Source organism: Nocardioides sp. NPDC058538, assembly GCF_042719275.1.
Taxonomy (GTDB): domain Bacteria; phylum Actinomycetota; class Actinomycetes; order Propionibacteriales; family Nocardioidaceae; genus Nocardioides.
The window spans coordinates 85,526-106,821 of sequence record NZ_JBHXNY010000009.1 but is presented as its reverse complement, the minus strand read 5'-3'; the positions used below and the strand labels follow the sequence as shown (position 1 = coordinate 106,821).

Sequence of the window (21,296 nt, the reverse complement as noted above, 5' to 3'; positions counted from 1 at the left end):
GTCACGGTAGGTGTCATGAAATAGATGGAGGCCGCAGGCGGAACGCGCCTGCGGCCTCCTTGATCCCGAGCGTCAGCGACCAGCGCCTGTGAGCTCAAGGGATGCGGGAAGAGGCTCGAGCACCGGGTCGATGATCCGCGAGGAGGCCTCGGACCGAGCGACCCGACTGCGGCGCAGGTCCTTGACGGTCGTGAGGCGGCGGAGCCAACGGTCGGTGCCGTCGTAGCGAGCCGTGAAGGGCTTACGGCCGTGCAGAGCACGGTGGTTGTCGACGATGAGGATCTCGCCGGGAGCCAGCGCGACGTCCTCGACGTTCGCGGAGAGCTCCATGATGAGCAGCTGGAGCGCCCGGTCGGCCTCGACGTCACCCGGCAGAGCCGCCATGTAGGGCGGGTCGAGCCGGACGTCGGGAGCCTGGGGCGAGCCGGAGAGAACGGCGGTCGGCGCGGCGAGCAGCTCGGCCTCGTTGACGCCGGCCGCGCGGAGGTTGCGGAGGTGCTCGTCGTCGGGGTGGATCACGTAGCGCGGCTCGAACAGGGGAGCGTACTCAGGGCCGGTCACGTCGATCGAGCTGATGCCGACCGCGGTGGTCGGGATCATGTCCTCGTTGCGCAGCGAGATCAGCCCGAGGTGGTCGCAGCGAAGGTTGCTGAACGCGTCCTCGATGTGCAGGTCGAGCACGACGTCGCTGCTGTGCCCCGTCTGCAGGCTCTCCTGCTTCTGGATCGGCAGGATGTTGTTGACCAGCTGGCCACCCTGCAGCGAGGACCAGGAGACGGCGTCGCCGAGCTGGGCCATGATCAGCGCGAGCCAGAAGTCGGCCATGTGCGGCGCCTGGGCGTCGGGGTGGTTCCAGTGCGGCGGGGTCGGGCCGGCGCTCACCGGGAGCCCACTGATCACAAGGGCGTCGGTCGCATCGCCGTAGCGGAAGGCACGGATCGCCTTGGCGACGCTGTCTGGAAGCTCGCCGCCGAGGAAGGGCGCGGTCTCGAGGAACTCCGAGGAGACCGGGCTCTCGAATCGGGCGAGCAACGACTCCGACAGCTCGGCTGCGGCCTGGGACTCTGCTGGGGTCATCTCGACCCGGGTGACTACGGACTCTGCGCCCACGACATTGACCTCTCGGACTTTGCGGTGGAGGGGTTCGTCAGAAGCGTTTTCTGGCGCCCGCACCAAAGGGTTTCCTAAGTTCGAGACCACTTTGTTCCGCCGTACGGAATTCAAACGAGTGATAGGTCCAAATATCGAGACGATAGGTATTAGGCCCCTTGCGCAATCGCCGCGAACCTGTTTAGGGAATGTATCCCCATTGCGGTCCGCCAGTTACCCGAATTTGCCCGTCTGGCGCGGGTTCTGGACGTCACTGATACGGATCGACGAGCTCGCGCAGCGAGGTGAGCGCCTCCCGCAGTGCTGGCGCCAGGCGGGGGCCGAGGTGGTCGTTCCACTCATGCTCGACGCTCATCACCACCTCACGAGCTCGGTCGGCGGCGTCCTGCCCGGCGGCCGTGAACCTGATCAGACGCGCCCGGCCGTCGACCGGGTCCGGGACCCGTTCGACCAGCCCCTTGCTCTCCAACGCCGCGACCAGCACGCTCGCGGTCTGCTTGGTGACCTGCGCCTGTTCGGCCAGGTCGACCAGGCGCGAGCCGTCCTCGGCGATCCGCTGGGCGAGCCTGGCCTGCGCGACAGTGATGTCGTAGCCGGCGTCCCGCATCGCGGAGATGACCCGTTCATCCATCGCCCGGTAGGCGATGAGCATGAGCGTTGCGACGTCCATCGAACCCCTTGACACTGTGCGGCACTCTCGCCAATATAGTCAGTAAGACTGACTATATCGCTCTCCGGTGTCCAGACACAGCCGTCTGTTCACGGGGCTCCGCCGGACGCGTGTTGCTTCCACGATTCTCCACAGCCTCGCCACCGAGGCCCCGTCCCGAGCAGGTCCCCATGAACGCAGTCGCGCAGCTCAGTGCCGGTATCGCCGCCCTGATCCTCATCGCCGTCTTCCCCGTCGAGGCCTTCTTCATCCACCGCCCCGAGGTCCAGCGGTTCCTCGGGATCGAGCCGAACGGCATCCGCAACGTCCACCTGTGGTCGTTCTGCATCGGCGCCCGCAACGCCCTCGCCGGCGTCGGTGCGCTCGTCGGTCTCTGGATGGTGAACTTCGGCGACGAGTCCACCGGTGTCACGGTCGTGGTCGTCACGTCCATCTACATGCTGCTCGCGTCGTTGTTCATGGGGATCGCCGACGCCCTCGGATACTGGCTCCCACGCGGCGGTAGCGTCCGAGGCACCATCGGCTCCGCCATCTTGCCCGCGGTCGCGCTGATCGCGATCGCAGTCGGATAGCGGGATGCACTCCCGGCCACTACGCTCCGACCCATGGGCGCAGCGGTCATCTCGGGACTCTTCGCGGTGGCACTCGCATGCCTCGCCTGGATATTCAAGAACGGCAGTCGCCGAGCCCGTCTCCTCAGCCGGATCGAGCGATACATCCAGCTCCTCAAAGACCTTCCCGAGGGACATCCGGCGCGTGTTCACCTGGACGCGGCGCTCGCTGCCGATACCGAGCAGCTGCTTGCCCTGACGGAACGGAAGGCAACCGCGGCTGCTCAGCGCCTCCAGGAGCCTTGGCTCCGCCCCGCGTCGCGGCCGGCCCTGACAACCGGCGCCACCGACCCGGGCGGCGCTCCCGACGGAGACGAGCGGGACGACATCGACTGGATGGGCGACGAGCAGGAACGCCGGATCTCCCCTCCCGATTCCCTCGTCCAGGCGCCCCGGCACACCTTGCTGTCCGGGCACGGGTCGACCGTTCTGTGGGTGCTCGCAGCCCTGGCCGCCGTTGTGGCAGTCGGCTTGGCGGTCAACGATCTGCTGTTTTAACATGCCTTGACAGGCATATTCCTTGCGAGGCATATTTAGGCGCGTGCCCACCCGAGACGTATTCAGCGTGATCGCCGACCCGACCCGTCGGCAGATCCTCGACCTGCTCTGTCAGCGCGAGATGGGGGTGGGTGAGCTGGTGGAGACCCTCGGGCTCGCCCAGCCGAACGTGTCCAAGCACCTGCGGACGCTGGGTGAGGCGGATCTGGTTCACGTACGCATCGACGGGCCGCGCCGCCACTACCGGCTTCGTCCCGAACGGCTCCAAGAGCTGGAGGAGTGGCTGGCGCCGTTCCGCCGGATGTGGGCCGATCGTCTCGATGCTCTCGAGCGTCACCTGGACCAGCTCGACGACCCTGACCACAAGGAGGACTGAAAGATGACCACGACGACCGGACCCATGGGCGAGGTGCTCCTCGACGGCGAGCAGAGGGGTCTTCGCTACGTACGCGTGCTCAGCCACTCACCCGAGAAGGTGTGGCGGGCCCTGACCGAGACCGATGGCCTGCGGCACTGGTTCCCGACCGACATCGTCGGCGAGCGTACTGTCGGCGCGCGCCTGAGCCTCCCCTTCTGGCCGGAGGGCCTGGAGCTGGCGAGCACCACCGAGGCGATCGAGGAGATGGGCGTCGACCCGGGCAACTACGTCTCGGAAGGCGAGCTGCGGGTCTGGGACCCGCCTCGGACCTTCGAGTTCACCTGGGGGATGGACGGTCGCGAGGACCTGACCGACCTGCTCCGCTTCGACCTCGAGCCCACCGACGACGGCACTCGCCTCACCTTCACGACCTGGCTCGCCAGCACCACCGGCAACACGGACACCGCCGTCGGCTGGCATGTCTGCCTGGACGAGCTCGCCGACCTCCTCGACAAGGGCCCCTCGCCCATGACCGAGGAGGCCTCCGCCCGCGTCGTCGAGCACGTCAAGGACCGCACCGACGAGCTTCGACCGACGTACGCCGCCCTGCTTTCGTAGGCGGGCGCCGGGCGACCGGGCGTCCCTCGGCCAGATGGAGGCCGAGATGACGCACCACCCGCGGCACGTCATGGACGCATCCGTTCTCGAGCCCGGGGACCGGTGTCGCACCGTCGAGCACGAATTCTTCGTTGACCTGGTGAGTCGGTGAGGTCTCGGTGTAGACCTCACTGCTGAGACGGCTGCTCACTCAGCGGCCTCGAATCCTGGTGGAGCATAGGGGACTCGAACCCCTAACCCCCTGCTTGCAAAGCAGGTGCGCTACCAATTGCGCCAATGCCCCGGACGGGTGTCCGTCGGTCAGTTCACCTTGTCGGTCGCCGCGGCCCAGTGACCCTTCTCGGGGTTGGACTGGTCGAGCTTCTTCATGGCGAGGACGATGCCAGCCGCGGCCAGCAGTACGAGGACGATCTTCTTCATGTCTTCTCCTGCGAGTCGTGGTGGGCATCGCCGCCCGTTAGACCAGGAAAGCGTACCGGCCCGCCATGAAGCGTACGAAATCAACCGGCCTCGGGGTCGGGGGCGAGGCCCAGGGAGGCGATCGGCGTGCAGGTCATGTGGGTGCTCGCCCACATCCGGCCGGTCAGGATGCCGAAGCCGTACGCCGAGGGCCGGCTGTAGGGGGAGGCGCCGGACTCGTAGGTGGTGATGAGCTCGCCCGAGACCTCGACGATCGCCTCGGCCATGTTGGGGAACCTGAACTTGCGGCGGACCGCACCGACTCGGCCGTCGGGCTTCCGCTCGCAGATGAAGATCGTGCTCGGCCGGTGCCGGCCGAACGAGGAGGAGAAGACGTACTCGTCGCGGCGCACGACGACGCCCTGGACCTTGGGCGGGGTGCTGGTCGAGAGGACGGGCTCGGAGAAGTCCCACTCACCGTTCGCGCCCTTCTCATAGGCGAACAGCGTCTGGTTTCCGAAGCCGCCCACATAGATACGGTTCCCACGGATCCGGCAGTAGGAGCCAGCAGCCACCTTCGCCGGCGCCTCGATCGGCTCGATCTCAGCGCCCTTCGCCGCATCCCGGATGGCTGAGAGCGAGTAGCGGTAGAGCCGGCCGGTGCCGCCGCCGGCACCCTTGGAGACCCAGACGTCGTCGCCGTCGATCGCGACCCCGCCGGCGTGCCCGGGCCCGGCCTTGCCGTTGTGGCCCACGAGCAGCACCTCGGCGGCGGTCTTCCCGCTCTTCAGGTCGACCAGCACCAGCGCCGAACCCTTGTCGTGGGAGTAATAGCTCTGGGCCAGCATGTTGGTGTCCGGGCCGTAGCCCAGCCCCTGCGGCGTCCAGTCGTCGGTGCCACCGGTGGCGAGCGTGTTGGGGATGAGCGGGCCGACGCGACCACCCAGCCGCTGCCCCCACCTCTCGGTGCGTTTCATCCCGCCCCTGACCCACCGGCGAGTACGTCCCGGGATGGAGTCGAGGTCGAACGGAAGGTCGATCTTCGTCATGATGGCGATATTCGCATGCGGTTCCTACCGCGATCGGATGGCGGGCCGTGCCACGGTCGCTAGGTTCGTCGTGTGACGAGCAACCCCACTGATTCCCCTGCCACGCCGGCAGCTCGAGAGCTGATCGGTGCCCTGACCGGATTCGGTCGCGGCATGCTGCGTCCGCGCCGCCCGGACGAACGACTCCTCTCCACGATCACCGACGCCGGCCTGCCCTCGGGCGACCGTACGGTGACGGTCAGCACGATGCCTCAGGTCCCGCGCAGCCTGCCCGCCGGCGGCCTCATCGAGGGCGCGGCCTCCGCCGGCGCGTACGCAACGCGATGACCTGCTTCGTGATCACTCATCCCGAGGCGACGTTCGTCGTCGATCCGTCCTACTGCCGCGACGCCCCCGAACGCGCTCTGAGCGAGCTCCCGGCCATGCTGCGACGCCTGGTCACGCCTCCGGCCGACACCATCGCCACCGTCGACTCGCTGCAGACAGCGCTGGTCAAGCCGGACTTCGCCCTCCCGACCCACGCACACTGGGACCACGTCTGCGGCCTCCTGGATCTCCCCGGCCTGCCGGTACGCCTTCGGACCACCGAGCGCGACTGGATCCTCGGCCCCGGTCAGCCGCCTGTCGGAGGCGTCCGCCCGGCCCTGACCGATGGTCGGCCTGTGGAGACGTACGACCTCGACGGCCCGCCCGTCGCGACCTTCACCGCCTCCCACGACATGTTCGGCGACAGCTCCGTCCTGCTCGTCGAGCTCGCCGGCCATACGCCGGGCAGCATCGGCGTCCTCGCCCGAACCCCGTCGGGCTGGGTCCTGATCGCCGGCGACGCCGCCTGGCACTACGACCAGGTCGATCTGGTCAGGCAGAAGCCGGCCTTCCCCGGAGACCTCGTCGACGAGGACCGAGACGCCGCCTTCGCCACCCTCCACCGCCTGCACCTGGCTCGCCACCTGATGCGGGTCGTCCCCACCCACGACCACGACGCGTCCAGCCGGCTCTGAATCCAAGAAGTCCCTCGAGATCGGCCGATCTCCCGGAGCGCGTGCATTCGTAGCGCGTGACTGGTTACCGTGTTCGGCACCAACGGAGCAGTCAGGGTGACTCCTCCTACGTGGAGAGCGACACCACGACGTGTGCCGTTGGTGCCGTGGTCTCGGGCACCGACTCGGGGCCGCGGTCTAGTTAACGAGCCTCCGACGGGTATACGCGGGGCGATGAAAACGAGGAAGAGGCCCCCGAAGGAGCCTCTGACCTGGTGAAACTGCTGTGCGCTTAGGAGGACTTGAACCTCCGACCCCCACATTATCAGTGTGGTGCTCTAACCGTCTGAGCTATAAGCGCAGGCGCCAACTGGAGGGTGGAAGCCCCTACCAGCAGGCGAGAGAAACATTACCCGGCAGCTGCCCGGGGCACCAAAACGATGAGGCCTCGTCGACCCTGGGGAGCCAACATGTCCGACTCGGAGGCCTGCAGGCGATCTCCGCGCGCGAGGATGCAGCGCGGATGCTGGATGCTCAGCGACGGATGCAGGACGGCGTCGCCACCGATGCCCAGCTCACCGCCGGCGGTCTGACCAGGATCGACATCGAGCGGTCCGTACGTCGCAACGAGCTCCGCCGCGTGCACCCGCGCGTCTACGTCAATCACACCGGGCCGCTCACCTGGGAGCAGCGGGCTTGGGCGGCGGTGGAGCGGGAGGCTGGAAGAACTGTGGCCAAACCTGCCCCGTGAACGAATGAACCTGGGGAGGGCCATCCGAACGGTGTTCGGACAACCCTCCCCAGGTTGCGGGTTCGAGCGGGGCTCAGTTCTCGGTGAGCTCTACTTCGACGCCACCGAGGAGGGCGGCGGCCATGTTGTAGAGGAACGCGGCGAGGGTGGCGACGGCGGTCATCAGGACGATGTTGACGACCGAGACGACCATGGTGAAGCCCATGATGCGGGGGAGGCCGAGGTAGTCCTGCACGTTCCAGCCGGCGCTGGAGTCACCGACGACGTCCTGGACCGCCTGGTTGATCGAGTCCCACACCCCGGCGGCACCGAGGACCGACCAGATCACGAAGACGGCGACGATCACCACGACGCTGAGCGCGATCGAGAGCAGGAAGGCCATCTTCATGACCGACCACGGGTCGATGCGGCTCAGGCTCAGGCGGGCCCGGCGGGACGAGCCGCTGACCGCGTCCCGCTCCGCGCCGGCGGGGCCGGAGGTGCGGGCGGTCGAGGCCACCGCCGAAGTCGTACGCCTAGCCGCGTTGGCGACCGTGTCCGTGATCCGCTGGGTCACCGGCTGCGCGGTCTCGTTCCGCTCGGTCATCGCGACTCCCCCAGTCGTACGGTCGGCGGTGCGGTCCGTCATCAGGATTCATCTTCCGTCGTGGTCTCGGACGGCGCTCCGTGCTCGCCGTCTTCCCCGATTGTTACATCATCCGCAACCTCTGTCCCGGTGACGACGTCATCGTCGACCTCGCGGGCCTCGACGGAACGCGCGACGACGGCGACCGAGTCACCCTTCTTGGGCGAGACGAACTTGACGCCCTGGGTGGAGCGGCCGGTCGGCCGGAAGTCGGCGTTGATCGGGCTGCGTACGACCTGACCGGTCGCGGTGATCGAGAGGATCTCGTCGCCGTCGACCACGATGAACGCCCCGACCAGACCGCCGCGATCGGCGTTGGCCAAGGCCATCGTCTTGATGCCCAGACCGCCGCGGGACTGCAGCCGGTATTCGGAGATCTTCGTACGCTTGGCGAAGCCACCATCGGTGATGGTGAAGACGAACTGCTCCTTGACCTCGTCGGGCGACTCGGCGCCGGAGACGGGAGCCGCGACGTCCGCGGTGTCCTCGTTGGCCTCGGAGAGCCCGGCCGCGATCTCGGCGGCGACGTGCTCGGCCCGGATGACCGACATCGACAGCAGCGAGTCGCCCTCCCGGAACTTCATGCCGGTGACACCCGAGGTCGCCCGGCCCATCGGCCGCAGCTGGTTGTCGTCGGCGCGGAACCGGATCGCCTGGCCCTTGCGGGAGACCAGCAGGATGTCGTCCTCGGAGTTGACCAGCTCGGCGCCGATCAGCTCGTCGTCGTCCTCGCGGAAGTTGATCGCGATGACGCCGGCCTGGCGGGGCGAGTTGTAGTCCCCGAGCCGGGTCTTCTTGACCAGACCGGAGCGGGTGGCCAGCACGAGGTAGGGCGCCTGCTCGTAGTCGCGGATCGCGAGCACCTGGGCGATCGACTCGTCCGGCTGGAAGGAGAGCAGCCCGGCCACGTGACCGCCCTTGGCGTCACGCGCCGCCTCGGGCAGGTTGTAGGCCTTGATCCGGTAGACCCGGCCGGCGGTGGTGAAGAAGAGCAGCCAGTGGTGGTTCGTGGTCGAGATGAAGTGCTCGACCACGTCGTCGCCGCGCAGGGTGGCGCCGCGTACGCCCTTTCCACCGCGCTTCTGGGTGCGGTACTCGCCAGCGAGGGTGCGCTTGGCGTAGCCGCCGCGGGTGATCGAGACGACCAGCTCCTCATCGGGGATGAGGTCCTCCATGGAGAGGTCGCCGTCAGCCGCGATGATCTGGGTGCGGCGGTCGTCGCCGTACTTCGCGACGATCTCGTCGAGCTCGTCCATGACGATCTGACGCTGGCGGGTCACGTTGGCGAGGATGTCCTCGAGGTCGGCGATGATGACCTCGAGCTCGGCCAGACGGTCGACGATCTTCTGCCGCTCCAGCGCCGCGAGGCGACGCAGCTGCATGTCGAGGATCGCGTTGGCCTGGACCTCGTCGATCTCGAGCAGCCGGATCAGGCCCTGGCGAGCGTCGTCGACCTCGGGGGAGGAGCGGATCAGCGCGATGACCGCGTCGAGCTGGTCGAGCGCCTTGACCAGGCCGCGCCAGATGTGGGCGTCCTCCTCGGCCTTACGCAGCCGGAATGCCGTACGCCTCCGGATGACGTCGATCTGGTGCTCGACCCAGTGGGAGATGAACTGGTCGAGGGTCAGGGTGCGCGGCACCCCGTCGACCAGCGCCAGCATGTTGGCGGAGAAGTTGGTCTGCAGCTCGGTGTGCTTGAGCAGGTTGTTGAGTACGACGCGGGCGACCGCGTCGCGCTTGAGCACGACCACGAGCTGCTGCCCGGTGCGGGAGGAGGTGTTGTCCTTGACGTCCGCGATGCCCTGCACCTTGCCGGTGTCGGCGAGGTCGGCGATCTTCTGGGCGAGGTTGTCCGGGTTCACCATGTAGGGGAGCTCGGTGATCACCAGGTTGGTGCGGCCCTTGGCGTCCTCGTCGACCTCGATCACCGCGCGCTGGGTGATCGAGCCGCGGCCGGTGCGGTAGGCCTGCTCGATGCCCTCGCGGCCGGCGATCAGGGCGCCGTTGGGGAAGTCTGGGCCCTTGATCCGCTCGAGCAGCGCGTCCTGGAGCTCTTCACGAGTGGCGTCGGGGTGCTCGAGCGCCCACTTGGCGCCGGAGGCGACCTCACGCAGGTTGTGCGGCGGGATGTTGGTCGCCATCCCGACCGCGATGCCGGCCGAGCCGTTCACCAGCAGGTTCGGGAACCGCGCCGGCAGGATCGCCGGCTCCTGGGAGCGACCGTCGTAGTTGGGGCCGAAGTCGACGGTGTCCTCGGTGATGTCGCGGACCATCTCCAGCGCAAGCGGCGCCATCCGGCACTCGGTGTAACGCATGGCCGCGGCCGGGTCGTTGCCGGGCGAGCCGAAGTTGCCCTGGCCGTGGATCAGCGGGTTGCGCAGCACCCACGGCTGCGCGAGCCGGACCAGGGTGTCGTAGATCGCCGAGTCGCCGTGGGGGTGGTAGTTACCCATCACCTCACCGACGACACGGGCGCACTTGGAGAACCCGCGGTCGGGACGGTAGCCCCCGTCGTACATCGCGTAGAGCACCCGGCGGTGGACGGGCTTCAGGCCGTCGCGGACGTCGGGCAGCGCCCGACCGACGATGACGGCCATGGCGTAGTCGATGTAGCTGGCCTGCATCGAGGACTGCAGCTCGATGGTCTCGATCCGGCCGCCGGCAGCGGTCTGCCCGGGGCCTTCCGGAGGAGTCTCGGTCACGATTTCACTTTCTGCGTGCGTCTATCGGTATCTACGGCCTCGGCGAGACTCAGATATCGAGGAATCGGACGTCCTTGGCGTTGCGCTGGATGAAGGAGCGTCGCTCGGCGACGTCCTCGCCCATGAGGATGGAGAAGATCTCGTCGGCGTGAGCGGCGTCCTCGAGGGTGACCTGCAGCAGGAGTCGCTGCGACGGGTCCATCGTGGTCTCCCACAGCTCGTCGGCGTTCATCTCGCCCAGACCCTTGTAGCGCTGGACCGCGTTCTCCTTGGGCAGCTTCTTGCCCTGCTCGAGACCGTCGCGCATGAGGGCGTCGCGCTCGGAGTCGGAGTAGACGAACTCGTGCTCGGCCGGCTTGTTCCAGCGCAGGCGGTAGAGCGGCGGCTGGGCGAGGTAGACGTACCCCTGCTCGATCAGCGGCTTCATGAACCGGAACAGCAACGTCAGCAGCAGCGTGTTGATGTGGTGGCCGTCGACGTCGGCGTCGGCCATCATCACGATCTTGTGGTAGCGCAGCCGGTTGATGTCGAAGTCGTCGTGCACGCCGGTGCCCAGCGCGGAGATGATCGACTGGACCTCCTGATTGGCCAGCACCTTGTCGATCCGGGCCTTCTCGACGTTGAGGATCTTGCCTCGGATCGGGAGGATCGCCTGGATGCGCGGGTCGCGGCCGGACTTGGCCGAGCCACCCGCGGAGTCACCCTCGACGACGAAGATCTCGCACTCTTCGGGGTTGGTCGACTGGCAGTCGGCGAGCTTGCCGGGCAGACCGCCACCGCCGCCGATGCCCTTGCGGTTGCGGGCCAGGTCACGGGCCTTGCGGGCGGCGATCCGGGCCGAGGCGGCAGCCATCGACTTGCGGATGACCTCCTTGCCCTCGGCCGGGTTCTCCTCCAGCCAGGCGCCGAGCCGGTCGTTGACCGCTCCCTGCACGAAGCCCTTGACCTCGGTGTTGCCGAGCTTGTCCTTGGTCTGGCCCTCGAACTGCGGCTCGCTGATCTTCACCGAGATGATCGCGGTGAGACCCTCGCGGATGTCGTCACCGGTGAGCCGGTCCTCCTTCTTCTTGATCAGACCCCACTCCTCGCCCCAGCGGTTGACCAGGGTGGTGAGCGCGGCGCGGAAGCCCTCTTCGTGGGTGCCGCCGCCGGGGGTGTTGACCGTGTTGGCGAAGGTGTGGACCGACTCGTTGTAGGAGGACGCCTGCCACTGCATGGCGATCTCGACGCTCATCGGGTTGGGCGCTTTGTCGTCGGTCTCGGTCTCGAAGGCGATGATGCTGGAGACCGGGGTCTTGCGCTTGTTGAGGTGGTCGACGTAGTCGGCCAAGCCGCGCTCGTAGTAGAAGGACTGCTCCAGCACCCGCTCGCCGTTGCCGGAGCTGTGCAGCTCGTCGGCGCTGTCGGTGTCGGACTCGCTCGTGCCGTCCTCGACCGCCTCGGCGATGGCGGAGGCCTCCGGACGCTCGTCGCGCAGCTCGATCCGCAGCCCCTTGTTGAGGAACGCGGTCTCGCGGAAGTGGCTCGAGATGGTCTCGAGGTTGTAGTCGGTCGACTCGAAGATGTCACTCGAGGCGTTCCAGGAGATCGTGGTGCCGGTGCGCTCGCCCTCCTCGAGCTCACGCACCTCGCGCAGGTCGTAGTCGGGTACGCCGCTGGTGAACTCCTGCTCCCACAGGCGGCCCCGGTTCTTGATCTCCATGTGGAGCTTGGTCGAGAGGGCGTTCACCACGGAGGAGCCGACGCCGTGCAGACCGCCGGAGACCTTGTAGCCGCCGCCGCCGAACTTGCCGCCGGCGTGCAGCACGGTCAGCGCCAGGGTCGCGGCGGGGATCTCCTGGCCGGCGGCGGTGTCGGTCGGGATGCCTCGGCCGTTGTCGGAGACGCTCACCCAGCCGTCGTCACGGAGCGTCACCTTGATGGTGTCGCAGTAGCCGGCGAGCGCCTCGTCGACCGCGTTGTCCACGATCTCCCAGATCAGGTGGTGCAGGCCGCGGGCTCCGGTCGAGCCGATGTACATACCCGGTCGTTTGCGGACCGCTTCGAGCCCTTCGAGGACCTGGATGGCAGACGCGTCGTATTCGACTCCGTCTGTGGTCTTGTCGTCCGGCATGGGAGTCGTCTGGTCGGCAGCGGTCACCGGTGCGATCCACCTGTCATTTCGGTCCGGATTCGGACATGGTGTCGGTCGGGCATGCAACGGGCCGACCAGCGCCGGGAGGTTAAAACCTAGGACGATCGACCCAGTCCCCATATTACCCCGTAGAACCCCGGATTCCACGCATGCCGCCGTTCCTGAGGGGGAACTGTCATCGAAATGAGCGTCTGTACGTCTCCTGACGGCGTCTCTAGGCCCTCAGCAGGGGGCTCGGTGAGTCCCTATACGTCCTTGGGGCGCCTGGCGCGGCAGATCGCGGCTCACGCACTGAGGCTCGAACACGTGTTCACGCTCTGCTCCCGACTGGGATCTCAGCCGTAGGTGTCGCGCGGCCCGCGGCCGTCGCGTAGGCCCCGGGGGCCTTTCTTCCACGAGGGCAGATGCGGTCCGAGCACCTCGATGAGGAGGACGGTGCCGTGACCCAGCTCCTCGTTGAGGCGCTTCACCAGGGTCGGCGCCAGCAGCTTGAGCTGGGTGGCCCAGGCGGTGGAGTCGGTGCGTACGGAGAGCTTGCCGTCGGCGTACGACTCCGGGGTCGTGTGGTCAGCGATCTCCTCACCGACGATGTCGGGCCAGCGGGCCATCACGCCGTGGACGCGCAGCGAGGTGTCCCAGCCGTGGTCGTTGACCATCCGGCTCACCACCGATTCGATCATCTGGGGGTCGCGGTCATCGGGCCGGGCGCCGGAGACCGTGCCGCGCCGGGTGGCGTTGTCCGGCGTACGCCGCTTCTTCCGCATCCCTGCCTTGGGCGCGGGCATCTTCGCTGTTGCCCGGGTCAGGGAGCGGGCCAGGTCTAGGCCGTCGGCGCGCTTCTCCGGCTCCTCTTCTTCCGGGGTGGTCTCGACAGGCTCGACCACCTCCGGGTCCTCGTCACTCATCGCGGGTCACCTCGCCTGCCGTGACGTGGTAGCGGGCACCGGCGAGAGCGGCAGGTACGTCCTCGGGGACCGCCGCGGTGACGAGAACCTGCTCGGCGTCGGCGACCAGCTCGGCCAGCTGGACCCGGCGCTGACTGTCGAGCTCGGCGAAGACGTCGTCGAGGATCAGGATCGGGTCGTCGCCGTCGGCGCGCAGCAGGTCGTACGCCGCCAGCCGGAGCGCCAGCGCGAAGGACCACGACTCGCCATGGCTGGCGTAGCCCTTGACCGGGAGACGCTCGGCGCCGGCGCTGATGTGGAGGAGCAGGTCGTCACGGTGGGGGCCGACGAGACTGATGCCGCGGTCGAGCTCGTCCTTCTGGCGTCTTGCCAGCTCGGACAGGATCGCCTCGCGGAGGGACTCGACGGTCGGGGTGGTGGTCTCGACAGGCTCGACCACCTCGACCACCGGTTTGTAGGTGATCTCGGCGTCGTCGCGGCTCGCGCCGCGGGCGACCGTCTCATAGGACTTGCCGACGTACGGTCTCAGCGCTTCGACCAGGGCGAGCCGCTGGGCCAGGATCTCGGCGCCGATGGCGGCGAGGTGGTCGTCCCAGACGGCCAAGGTGGCGAGCGCGCCCTCTCGGGCGGAGCCGCGCGCGAGGCCGGCGGTCTTCAGCAGCGAGTTGCGCTGCTTGAGAACGCGGTCGTAGTCGCTGCGTACGCCTGCCAGACGGGGTGCGCGCAGGATCATCAGGTCGTCGAGGAAGCGCCGCCGGTCGGAGGGGTCGCCCTTGACGAGGGTCAGGTCCTCGGGGGAGAAGACGACGGTGCGGACCAGGCCGACCAGGTCGCGGGTGCGGGGGAGCGGGCTCTTGTTGATCCTGGCCTTGTTGGCGCGCCCGGCGTTGATCTCGACCTCGAGCGTCGCGGTGCGACCGTCGCGTACGACTGCGGCGCGCACGACCGCCTGCTCGGCGCCGGCCCGGACCAGCGGCGCATCGGTCGCGACGCGGTGGGACTGCAGGCGGGAGAGGTAGTCGATCGCCTCGACAAGGTTGGTCTTGCCCTGGCCGTTTCGCCCGACGAAGGCGGTCACGCCCGCCTCGAGCGGGACCTCGACGCTCGGATAGGAGCGGAAGTCGTGGAGAGAGAGGTGTGAGACGTACATCGAGTTTCCTCTCTCGTTAAGGTGCCTGCATGACCCAGTCTCCCAACCCGTACGGTCCGCCTCCAGGGCAACCCGCCTATAGCGAGCCGGCCGGGCCCTTCTATCTGTCGGTGATGGGCCAGGTCCACGGGCCCTACCCGGTCCAGCAGCTCGCTCAGATGGCTGCCGCCGGGCAGATCAAGTCGGACACCCCGGCCAGCCTCGGCACCGACCAGCAGTGGTTTCCCGTGAAACAGATCCCGGGTGTCTTCTCGAGCCGCGAGTGGCTCGTCACGCTGCTGCTCTCGATCTTCCTGGGTCCCTTCGGCGTGGACCGGTTCTACGTCGGACAGATCGGCCTCGGCATCCTCAAGCTGATCACCTGTGGTGGCTTCGGGATCTGGACGATCATCGACCTCATCCTCGTCATCGTGCGAAAGTTCCCGGATGCCGACGGCAAACCCCTCGCCTGACCTGCATCAGCGCATCGCGGCGGTGAGCTCCACGGAGGTCACGGCCGCCATCGGCGTCGGCGGGATCCTCATCGCGGCGCTCCTACCGGCCGGCGGCATCGAGGACGGCCCGGTGCTCTGCCCGTTCCGTGCCCTGACTGGGCTGCCCTGCCCCGGCTGCGGACTGACCCGGTCATGGGTCTACCTGATGCACGGCGACATCGGCTCGTCGCTGGCGAGCAACTGGTTCGGACCGGTGCTCATCGTGGCGATCGTCGTCCTTGCCGTGGTCTCCGTGCGCGCCCGGCTGAGCCGGCGGCGCCCCGCCGACCTCGACAAGCTGGTGCGAAGCCCGATCATCCTCGGCTTCTTCGCCCTCTTCGTCGCCTACGGCGCCGTACGCCTGATCCTCACCATGACCGGGGCCATCCCCGCCATCTAGGTGGTCGAGCTTGTCGAGCGTTGTATCGAGCCTGTCGAGATGACCACCCGCGCAAGCGGGTGCTCAGGCCTCCGACTCCGAGATCACCGCGTGCCCACCGAACCCGTTGCGCATCGCGGCGATCGCCTTCATGGCGTGGTCGTCCTCCTGGCGCGAGACGAACCGCGCGAACAGCGAGGCCGAGATCGCCGGCATCGGCACGGCGTTCTCGATCGCTGCCTCGACAGTCCAGCGACCCTCGCCCGAGTCGTCTGCGTAGCCCTTGATCTTGTCGAGGTGCTCGTCGGCGCGCAGCTGGTCGACGAGAAGATCGAGAAGCCAGGAACGTACGACGGTGCCCGTGCGCCACGAGGCGAAGATCTCGGGGACGTTGTCGACGATGTCGACCTTGTCGAGAAGCTCCCAGCCCTCGGCGTAGGCCTGCATCATCGCGTACTCGATGCCGTTGTGGACCATCTTCGAGAAGTGGCCAGCACCAGGCGTGACGCCGCAGTGGACCAGACCGTCCTCGGTGCCGGTCGGCTTGAGCGCCTCGAAGGCGGGCATCACCTTGGCGGCGTCCTCGTCGGAGCCGCCGTACATCAGCGCGTATCCGTTCTGCAGACCCCAGACGCCGCCCGAGACGCCGCAGTCGACGAAGCCGATGCCGTTCTCGGCAAGGCTCGCGGCGTTCTTGGCGTCATCGGTGTACTTCGAGTTGCCGCCGTCGACCACCAGGTCGCCCTCGCCGAGGAGCTCCTTGAGCTCGTCGATCGTGGAACGCGTCGGGTCGCCCGCCGGCACCATCACCCAGACCACCTTGGGACTGGGCAACGCCTCGACGAGCGCCGCCAGACTCGCCACGTCGGCGAGATCGGGGTTGCGGTCGTATCCGACGACGGTGTGACCAGCCTCCCGCAGCCGGGTGCGCATGTTGCCACCCATCTTGCCGAGGCCGACGAGTCCGATGTGCATGCAAGTTCCTATCAGGCGAAATCGGTGGTCGAGCTGTCTTGTCGCGTGTGTCGAGCTTGTCGAGACAAGACCACCCTAGTGAGGGGGTGGATCAGGAAAGCAGGCGCCGCGGCATCAGCAGGTAGCGGAACCCCGGCTCCTCGCCACCCTCGGCCGGCTTGCCGCTGATCACCACAGGCTTCGGAGCCTGCGTGAAGGCGAGCTCGACGACCTGCTCGTCGATGGCCTGCAGCCCGTCGAGGAGGAACTGCGGGTTGAATCCGGTGGTGAGCCCCTCGCCCTCCATGGTCGCCTCGATCGACTCGGACGCCTGGGCCTCGTCGCCGGAGCCGGCGTCGAGGGTGAGCACGCCGTCCTCGAAGACCATCTGGACCGCGGTGTTGCGCTCGGCGACCAGGGCCACGCGCTTGACCGACTCGACCAGGGAGGCCTTGTCGACCAGCGCGGTGGTGAGATGCTCGGCAGGGAAGAGGCTGCGCACCTTCGGGAACTCACCGTCGAGCAGGCGCGTCGTGGTGCGACGTACGCCACCCGCGGCCGCGCCCTCGAAGCCGATGATGCCCTCGCCGGTGCCGGTGGTGGACAGCGCGAGGGTGACCTCGCTGCCGCTGGTCAGCGACTTGGCGGTGTCACCGAGGACCTTCGCCGGCACCAGCGCGGCCAGGCTCTCGTCGGGAGTCGCCGGGTTCCACTCGAGCTCGCGGTGGGAGAGCCGGAAGCGGTCGGTGGCGAGCAGCGAGATCGTGGAGCCTTCGATCTCGAGCCGCACGCCGGTCAGCACCGGGAGCATGTCGTCGCGACCGGCGGCGGTCACGGCCTGGGCGACGGCGTGGGCGAACAGCTCGGACTTCACCGTGCCGGCCGCGGTCGGCATCTCCGGCAGCGTCGGGTAGTCCTCGACCGGCATGGTCTGGAGGCTGAACCGCGCGCTCCCGCAGGTGAGCGAGACGCGGGCACCATCGGTGACCATCTCGACCGGCTTGGCCGGGAGGCTGCGGCAGATGTCGGCGAGCAGCTTGCCGGACACCAGGGCCTTGCCCTCGTCGGCGACCTCGGCCGAGAGCGTCGCCCGCGCTGAGGTCTCGTAGTCGAATGTCGAGAGCACCAGGCCCTCGTGACCCGCCTCGATCAGGAGACCTGAGAGCACCGGGGTGCTGGGGCGGACCGGAAGGCTGCGGGCAGCCCAGGCGACGGCATCCGCGAACACGTCGCGGTCGACGCGGAACTTCACGATGACCTGTCCTTCTTCTAACTCGACATCGGGGCGGTTGAGGACATGCGGTCCGGGCTCTGATTGAACCTTGGGGAAGACGCCACCGGTTCCGGAACGCCCCCGCGTTGACATGACCTGGAGTACGCATCCTGCCACGGACCGCCGACAACCGGTAAGCGCTCAGCTGTGTCCGGTCTGCACAGGCGTCCCTGTGCACTCGGCTCGGCGAGCGGGTTGTCCCCAGGGAAGGGCGTTCGTGGAATTTCACGGAGGATCCATGGATCTAAATAGTTTCGTACGTTGTAAGAGCATCTGTGGGAAATGTGGATGAGCAGCGTCTTCCCTGGTCATGCCCGGAAATGTGATTCCACAGGGGATGTGGACGCGATGCTGAAATGACGCACGTCACTGTGGGCTGTGGAGAGTTGTCGGCCCGTTCGAGTGTTTTGTGCACAGGCCATCCCCTTTTCCATCCCATTTGAACGGCCGGTTCTCCACAGGTTCCACCCAGCCTGTGGGCTGTGGACAACCTGGGAAATCTCGTCCTGTGGGTTTTACAAATCCCAAAACGCGAAACGGCCGCCGGCCCGGGAGGGGCGGCGGCCGCGTACGACTGCTGGTTGGGCTACGCCTGGCGGGCCTGCATCTTGACGCGGTTGGTGAGCTCGGAGACCTGGTTGAAGACGGCCCGGCGCTCGGCGAGCAGCTGGTTGATCTTGCGCTCGGCGTACATCACGGTGGTGTGGTCGCGGCCGCCGAAGTGCTTGCCGATCTTGGGCAGGGAGTCCTCGGTGAGCTCCCGACACAGATACATGGCGATCTGGCGGGCCATGACGAGGTGACGCCCACGTGAGGGCCCGGTGAGCTCGTCGATCGACAGCCCGAAGTACGCGGCGGTCTGGGCGATGATCAGGCCGGCGGTGATCTCGGGCTCGCCACCCTCGGGGATCAGATCCTTGAGCACGATCTCGGCCAGCGTCAGGTCGACGTCCTGCCGGTTGAGGTTGGCGAAGGCCGTCACCCGGATCAGCGCACCCTCGAGCTCACGGATGTTGGTCTGGATCTTGCTCGCGATGAACTCGAGCACGTCCGGCGGCGCGGTGAGCCGCTCCATGGCGGCCTTCTTCCGAAGGATCGCGATGCGGGTCTCGATGTCCGGCGGCTGGACGTCCGTGATCAGACCCCACTCGAACCGGTTGCGCAGCCGGTCCTCGAGCGCCTCGAGCCGCTTGGGCGGCCGGTCGGAGGTGAGCACGATCTGCTTGTTGGCGTTGTGGAGCGTGTTGAAGGTGTGGAAGAACTCCTCCTGCGTCTGGGTCTTCCCCTCCAAGAACTGGATGTCGTCGATCAGCAGGACGTCGACATCGCGGTAGCGCCGCTTGAACCGGTCCTGCCGGTCGTCGCGGATCGCGTTGATGAACTCGTTGGTGAACTCCTCCGAGCTGACGTAGCGCACCTTCGCCCCGGAGTAGAGACTCCGCACGTAGTGGCCGATCGCGTGCAGCAGGTGGGTCTTGCCCAGACCCGACTCCCCGTAGACGAGCAGCGGGTTGTAGGCCTTGCCCGGCGCCTCGCTGACCGCGACCGCGGCCGCGTGCGGGAACCGGTTGGAGGAGCCGATGACGAACGTCTCGAAGGTGTACTTCGGGTTCAGCCGGGTCTCGAGGACGTTGTGGCTCGGCTCGCTCGGCCGCGTGGGCGGACCAGGGACGAGCGGCCGGGGCGGAACCGGCTCCTCGACGGGAGCCACCGGAGGCACCGGTGGATTTGTCGACATGTCGCCATATCCAGGACGTACGTCTCCATGCGCCGAGGGCGGAGCCGGCTGCTGCGCGGCCGGCGGCGCGACGGGAGCCTGCGGCGCCGAGTACGCAGCGGGCGCGCCCTGCTCGCCGTGCGGCGCGCTCGCCGGCAGGGGGCCGGGGATCAGACCGGGCGAGTTGGGCGGGTAGACCGACTGGTGCGGGAACGCCGACTGGTTCGCGGCTGCGCTGTTCGAGAATGGCGACTGCTGCTGCAGGGCAGCGGCGGCGGCAGCGTCCGCGGCGGCGATCTCCCGCTCGGAGATCATGATCGCCTGAGTGTCGGGATCAGGCGTGACGTCGAGATCGGGGTTCACGGTGACCGCGATGCGGATCTCGCGATGGAAGATCTCGCCCAGCGACCTCTCGAGGGAGCCACGCAGGCGGCCCTCGATCTGGTTGCGGGTGAAGTCGTTGGGGACCTCGACGATCGCGGTCGATCCGTGCAGAGTGAGGGGCTCACTGTCCCGGAGCCAGGCCCGCTGGTTCGGCGGAAGCTCGGCGACCACCTTCGTCCATGCGGACTGGAGATCTGGCTGTGGTTCTGGCGCGAGGCCGGAGTGCTCCACAGGTTCCTGCCTTCCCTGATGGCTCGGGTGGGTGGTCTTTTATTGATGCAGCCTGGATTGATGCAGCGGTCCGGTCTACATCCTCCACAGACTTTTCCACAAGCTGTGGAGCATCCCCGAATGTAGGCATCGGAGACCAACCGAGACACTTCGCCGTCCTCGAGAATCCGACCGTTTCGGCAGGTCAGGCGGGAAAACTAGTTCCCTGCGTGGCATCCCCCCGAATGCGGCCGATGCTCCTGACGATGTGCAGGGAAACCTCGGTAGAGGACGAAACTACCGGCTGGCGAGGGTCATGGGCAACCCGTCCTCCACAGGGGGAGGGCGAATCACAGGTGTGTGATAGGGCGCGAGTTTGACCGTGGTTTCGCCATCCACGTACCGTTACTAGGTCGCCCGTTCCACGGGTGCGTGATTCTTGGTCCTAACAAGCAGGACAGCCGGAAGAGCGACCGGCCACCACACCACACACTAAGGAAGCACCCGTGAGCAAGCGTACTTACCAGCCGAACAACCGCCGCCGTCACAAGACGCACGGTTTCCGCCTGCGCATGCGCACCCGTGCCGGCCGCGCGATCCTCGCTGCGCGCCGCGGCAAGGGTCGCAAGAGCCTGACCGTCTGAGGCCGCGGCCTCAGCCACCACGCGCGTGTTGCCACGTCGCCACCGACTGGTCGATTCGTCGGGCTTCAAAGAAGCAGTACGACGAGGCAAGCGCGCGGGCTCGAAGAGTCTGGTGGTCCATCTGCTCGTCCCCGGCACCGGCCCAGCTGCCGACCGGGAGAGCGAGCCGCAGGTGGGCTTCGTGGTGAGCAAGGCCGTCGGTCCGGCCGTCGTCCGGAATCGCGTGAAGCGCAGACTGCGTCACCAGGCCCGGGAGTCCCTGAGCGGACTCCCGGGCTCTGCTGTGCTTGTGGTCCGTGCGCTTCCAGCTGCCGCCGACGCGGACTACGACGCCCTGGGCGCCGATCTGCGGCGCTGCCTCGCGCGAGTGCTGTCATGAACGTCGTGCGGGGTGGTCTCGACAAGCTCAACCACCTGGTGGCGGCCGTCCTGATCGGCCTGCTTCACGTGTGGCGGACTCTGATCAGTCCGCTCTACGGCGATGTGTGTCGCTACTACCCGTCGTGCTCGGCGTACGGGCTCGAGGCCGTCAAGGCCCACGGCCCCTGGCGCGGGAGCTGGCTGACGGCGCGCCGCCTGGCCCGTTGCGTCCCTTGGGCCAAGACCCGGGGCTTCGATCCCGTACCGACCCCGACGAAATTTTCAAGAGACCCTGAAGACCTGGTCCGTGTAAGTGCGGACTCCCCAAACCGAGGAGCCTGA

At 67.6% G+C, this 21,296-nt stretch carries 24 protein-coding genes and 2 tRNA genes; 12 read left to right on the top strand and 14 right to left on the bottom strand.

The annotated features are described in order from the left end of the window. Positions 1-72 precede the first annotated feature (72 nt). Positions 73-1,110 (bottom strand): TauD/TfdA family dioxygenase, encoded by a 1,038-nt coding sequence (locus ACFWQC_RS10885; RefSeq protein WP_378677029.1) that lies wholly within the window; start codon positions 1,108-1,110, stop codon positions 73-75. 250 nt (positions 1,111-1,360) lie between these two features. Continuing rightward, the gene (locus ACFWQC_RS10880; RefSeq protein ID WP_378677027.1) at positions 1,361-1,780 is read right to left on the bottom strand and encodes a MarR family winged helix-turn-helix transcriptional regulator; all 420 of its coding nucleotides are present in this window, start codon (positions 1,778-1,780) and stop codon (positions 1,361-1,363) included. A gap of 170 nt (positions 1,781-1,950) precedes the next feature. On the opposite strand from ACFWQC_RS10880, the gene ACFWQC_RS10875 reads away from it, so the two are divergent. Genes ACFWQC_RS10875 through ACFWQC_RS10860 form a run of 4 tightly spaced genes read left to right on the top strand, consistent with a single transcriptional unit; the run spans position 1,951 to position 3,865 of the window. Then, positions 1,951-2,352, top strand: a complete 402-nt coding sequence (locus ACFWQC_RS10875) for a DUF1304 family protein (RefSeq protein WP_378677025.1) — start codon at positions 1,951-1,953, stop codon at positions 2,350-2,352. Positions 2,353-2,385: 33 nt separating this feature from the next. Further along, positions 2,386-2,889, top strand: coding sequence for a hypothetical protein (locus ACFWQC_RS10870; protein ID WP_378677023.1), 504 nt, complete (start codon positions 2,386-2,388; stop codon positions 2,887-2,889). A 43-nt stretch (positions 2,890-2,932) separates the two neighbouring features. Further along, complete coding sequence (locus tag ACFWQC_RS10865) at positions 2,933-3,265, top strand: ArsR/SmtB family transcription factor (protein WP_378677021.1); 333 nt, start codon at positions 2,933-2,935, stop codon at positions 3,263-3,265. A gap of 3 nt (positions 3,266-3,268) precedes the next feature. Then, positions 3,269-3,865, top strand: coding sequence for an SRPBCC domain-containing protein (locus tag ACFWQC_RS10860; protein WP_378677018.1), 597 nt, complete (start codon positions 3,269-3,271; stop codon positions 3,863-3,865). Between the two features lie 207 nt (positions 3,866-4,072). On the opposite strand, the gene ACFWQC_RS10855 is transcribed toward ACFWQC_RS10860, so the two are convergent. The 3 genes from ACFWQC_RS10855 to ACFWQC_RS10845 form a co-directional block, all read right to left on the bottom strand. Next, positions 4,073-4,148: transfer RNA gene (locus ACFWQC_RS10855), tRNA-Ala, on the bottom strand. Between the two features lie 17 nt (positions 4,149-4,165). Further along, the gene (locus tag ACFWQC_RS10850; RefSeq protein WP_378677015.1) at positions 4,166-4,285 is read right to left on the bottom strand and encodes a DLW-39 family protein; all 120 of its coding nucleotides are present in this window, start codon (positions 4,283-4,285) and stop codon (positions 4,166-4,168) included. 80 nt (positions 4,286-4,365) lie between these two features. Then, entirely contained in the window at positions 4,366-5,313 is a 948-nt protein-coding gene (locus ACFWQC_RS10845) for a hypothetical protein (RefSeq protein WP_378677012.1), read from the bottom strand. Positions 5,314-5,385: 72 nt separating this feature from the next. Here ACFWQC_RS10845 and ACFWQC_RS10840 point away from each other — a divergent pair, with 72 nt between their 5' ends. After that, on the top strand, positions 5,386-5,640 hold the full coding sequence (locus tag ACFWQC_RS10840) for a hypothetical protein (RefSeq protein ID WP_378677010.1): 255 nt from the start codon (positions 5,386-5,388) through the stop codon (positions 5,638-5,640). 8 nt (positions 5,641-5,648) lie between these two features. After that, positions 5,649-6,314: an MBL fold metallo-hydrolase gene (locus ACFWQC_RS10835; RefSeq protein ID WP_378677007.1), complete on the top strand. Its 666-nt coding sequence runs from the start codon at positions 5,649-5,651 to the stop codon at positions 6,312-6,314. A gap of 266 nt (positions 6,315-6,580) precedes the next feature. Here the strand turns inward: ACFWQC_RS10835 and ACFWQC_RS10830 are convergent. Further along, positions 6,581-6,654 (bottom strand) — tRNA-Ile (locus ACFWQC_RS10830). Positions 6,655-6,816: 162 nt separating this feature from the next. Between ACFWQC_RS10830 and ACFWQC_RS10825 the strand changes: the two genes are divergently transcribed. Then, complete coding sequence (locus ACFWQC_RS10825) at positions 6,817-7,044, top strand: hypothetical protein (protein WP_378677003.1); 228 nt, start codon at positions 6,817-6,819, stop codon at positions 7,042-7,044. Positions 7,045-7,117: 73 nt separating this feature from the next. Here the strand turns inward: ACFWQC_RS10825 and ACFWQC_RS10820 are convergent, their stop codons facing one another. From ACFWQC_RS10820 to recF, 5 genes are all read right to left on the bottom strand, one after another. Further along, on the bottom strand, positions 7,118-7,672 hold the full coding sequence (locus ACFWQC_RS10820; RefSeq protein ID WP_357333662.1) for a DUF3566 domain-containing protein: 555 nt from the start codon (positions 7,670-7,672) through the stop codon (positions 7,118-7,120). After that, entirely contained in the window at positions 7,672-10,371 is a 2,700-nt protein-coding gene (gyrA, locus tag ACFWQC_RS10815) for a DNA gyrase subunit A (RefSeq protein WP_378677000.1), read from the bottom strand. Before gyrA ends, ACFWQC_RS10820 begins: the two co-directional genes overlap by 1 nt. 49 nt (positions 10,372-10,420) lie before the next feature. Beyond that, a complete protein-coding gene (gene gyrB / locus ACFWQC_RS10810; RefSeq protein ID WP_378677260.1) occupies positions 10,421-12,484 on the bottom strand; it encodes a DNA topoisomerase (ATP-hydrolyzing) subunit B in 2,064 nt (687 codons plus the stop codon). 356 nt (positions 12,485-12,840) lie between these two features. Continuing rightward, complete coding sequence (locus tag ACFWQC_RS10805) at positions 12,841-13,410, bottom strand: DUF721 domain-containing protein (RefSeq protein WP_378676998.1); 570 nt, start codon at positions 13,408-13,410, stop codon at positions 12,841-12,843. Further along, entirely contained in the window at positions 13,403-14,560 is a 1,158-nt protein-coding gene (gene recF, locus ACFWQC_RS10800; RefSeq protein ID WP_378676995.1) for a DNA replication/repair protein RecF, read from the bottom strand. The genes ACFWQC_RS10805 and recF overlap by 8 nt, the downstream gene beginning before the upstream one ends. Before the next feature lie 29 nt (positions 14,561-14,589). Here recF and ACFWQC_RS10795 point away from each other — a divergent pair, with 29 nt between their 5' ends. Both ACFWQC_RS10795 and ACFWQC_RS10790 read left to right on the top strand, forming a co-directional pair. Beyond that, complete coding sequence (locus tag ACFWQC_RS10795; protein WP_378676992.1) at positions 14,590-15,012, top strand: NINE protein; 423 nt, start codon at positions 14,590-14,592, stop codon at positions 15,010-15,012. Then, entirely contained in the window at positions 14,987-15,433 is a 447-nt protein-coding gene (locus ACFWQC_RS10790) for a DUF2752 domain-containing protein (protein WP_378676989.1), read from the top strand. Before ACFWQC_RS10795 ends, ACFWQC_RS10790 begins: the two co-directional genes overlap by 26 nt. A 63-nt stretch (positions 15,434-15,496) precedes the next feature. On the opposite strand, the gene gnd is transcribed toward ACFWQC_RS10790, so the two are convergent. The 3 genes from gnd to dnaA form a co-directional block, all read right to left on the bottom strand. Then, positions 15,497-16,387, bottom strand: coding sequence for a phosphogluconate dehydrogenase (NAD(+)-dependent, decarboxylating) (gnd, locus tag ACFWQC_RS10785; RefSeq protein ID WP_378676986.1), 891 nt, complete (start codon positions 16,385-16,387; stop codon positions 15,497-15,499). A 91-nt stretch (positions 16,388-16,478) separates the two neighbouring features. Beyond that, positions 16,479-17,618, bottom strand: coding sequence for a DNA polymerase III subunit beta (gene dnaN, locus ACFWQC_RS10780; protein WP_008355535.1), 1,140 nt, complete (start codon positions 17,616-17,618; stop codon positions 16,479-16,481). Between the two features lie 607 nt (positions 17,619-18,225). After that, the gene (gene dnaA / locus ACFWQC_RS10775; RefSeq protein WP_378677258.1) at positions 18,226-19,911 is read right to left on the bottom strand and encodes a chromosomal replication initiator protein DnaA; all 1,686 of its coding nucleotides are present in this window, start codon (positions 19,909-19,911) and stop codon (positions 18,226-18,228) included. A 545-nt stretch (positions 19,912-20,456) separates the two neighbouring features. Between dnaA and rpmH the strand changes: the two genes are divergently transcribed. Genes rpmH through yidD form a run of 3 tightly spaced genes read left to right on the top strand, consistent with a single transcriptional unit; the run spans position 20,457 to position 21,296 of the window. Beyond that, the gene (rpmH, locus tag ACFWQC_RS10770; protein ID WP_091044043.1) at positions 20,457-20,594 is read left to right on the top strand and encodes a 50S ribosomal protein L34; all 138 of its coding nucleotides are present in this window, start codon (positions 20,457-20,459) and stop codon (positions 20,592-20,594) included. Positions 20,595-20,619: 25 nt separating this feature from the next. Further along, entirely contained in the window at positions 20,620-20,973 is a 354-nt protein-coding gene (gene rnpA, locus ACFWQC_RS10765; protein WP_378676983.1) for a ribonuclease P protein component, read from the top strand. After that, positions 20,970-21,296, top strand: coding sequence for a membrane protein insertion efficiency factor YidD (gene yidD / locus ACFWQC_RS10760; RefSeq protein WP_378676980.1), 327 nt, complete (start codon positions 20,970-20,972; stop codon positions 21,294-21,296). The genes rnpA and yidD overlap by 4 nt, the downstream gene beginning before the upstream one ends.

What these genes read in the sequence shown, in the direction of transcription:
- ACFWQC_RS10880 (WP_378677027.1), bottom strand. Translation starts at nt 1,780, where the DNA reads ATGGACGTCGCAACGCTCATGCTCATCGCCTACCGGGCGATGGATGAA.
- ACFWQC_RS10875 (WP_378677025.1), top strand. Translation starts at nt 1,951, where the DNA reads ATGAACGCAGTCGCGCAGCTCAGTGCCGGTATCGCCGCCCTGATCCTC.
- ACFWQC_RS10870 (WP_378677023.1), top strand. Translation starts at nt 2,386, where the DNA reads ATGGGCGCAGCGGTCATCTCGGGACTCTTCGCGGTGGCACTCGCATGC.
- ACFWQC_RS10860 (WP_378677018.1), top strand. Translation starts at nt 3,269, where the DNA reads ATGACCACGACGACCGGACCCATGGGCGAGGTGCTCCTCGACGGCGAG.
- ACFWQC_RS10850 (WP_378677015.1), bottom strand. Translation starts at nt 4,285, where the DNA reads ATGAAGAAGATCGTCCTCGTACTGCTGGCCGCGGCTGGCATCGTCCTC.
- ACFWQC_RS10845 (WP_378677012.1), bottom strand. Translation starts at nt 5,313, where the DNA reads ATGACGAAGATCGACCTTCCGTTCGACCTCGACTCCATCCCGGGACGT.
- ACFWQC_RS10825 (WP_378677003.1), top strand. Translation starts at nt 6,817, where the DNA reads ATGCTGGATGCTCAGCGACGGATGCAGGACGGCGTCGCCACCGATGCC.
- ACFWQC_RS10820 (WP_357333662.1), bottom strand. Translation starts at nt 7,672, where the DNA reads ATGACGGACCGCACCGCCGACCGTACGACTGGGGGAGTCGCGATGACC.
- gyrB (WP_378677260.1), bottom strand. Translation starts at nt 12,484, where the DNA reads ATGCCGGACGACAAGACCACAGACGGAGTCGAATACGACGCGTCTGCC.
- ACFWQC_RS10805 (WP_378676998.1), bottom strand. Translation starts at nt 13,410, where the DNA reads ATGAGTGACGAGGACCCGGAGGTGGTCGAGCCTGTCGAGACCACCCCG.
- recF (WP_378676995.1), bottom strand. Translation starts at nt 14,560, where the DNA reads ATGTACGTCTCACACCTCTCTCTCCACGACTTCCGCTCCTATCCGAGC.
- ACFWQC_RS10795 (WP_378676992.1), top strand. Translation starts at nt 14,590, where the DNA reads ATGACCCAGTCTCCCAACCCGTACGGTCCGCCTCCAGGGCAACCCGCC.
- ACFWQC_RS10790 (WP_378676989.1), top strand. Translation starts at nt 14,987, where the DNA reads ATGCCGACGGCAAACCCCTCGCCTGACCTGCATCAGCGCATCGCGGCG.
- gnd (WP_378676986.1), bottom strand. Translation starts at nt 16,387, where the DNA reads ATGCACATCGGACTCGTCGGCCTCGGCAAGATGGGTGGCAACATGCGC.
- yidD (WP_378676980.1), top strand. Translation starts at nt 20,970, where the DNA reads ATGAACGTCGTGCGGGGTGGTCTCGACAAGCTCAACCACCTGGTGGCG.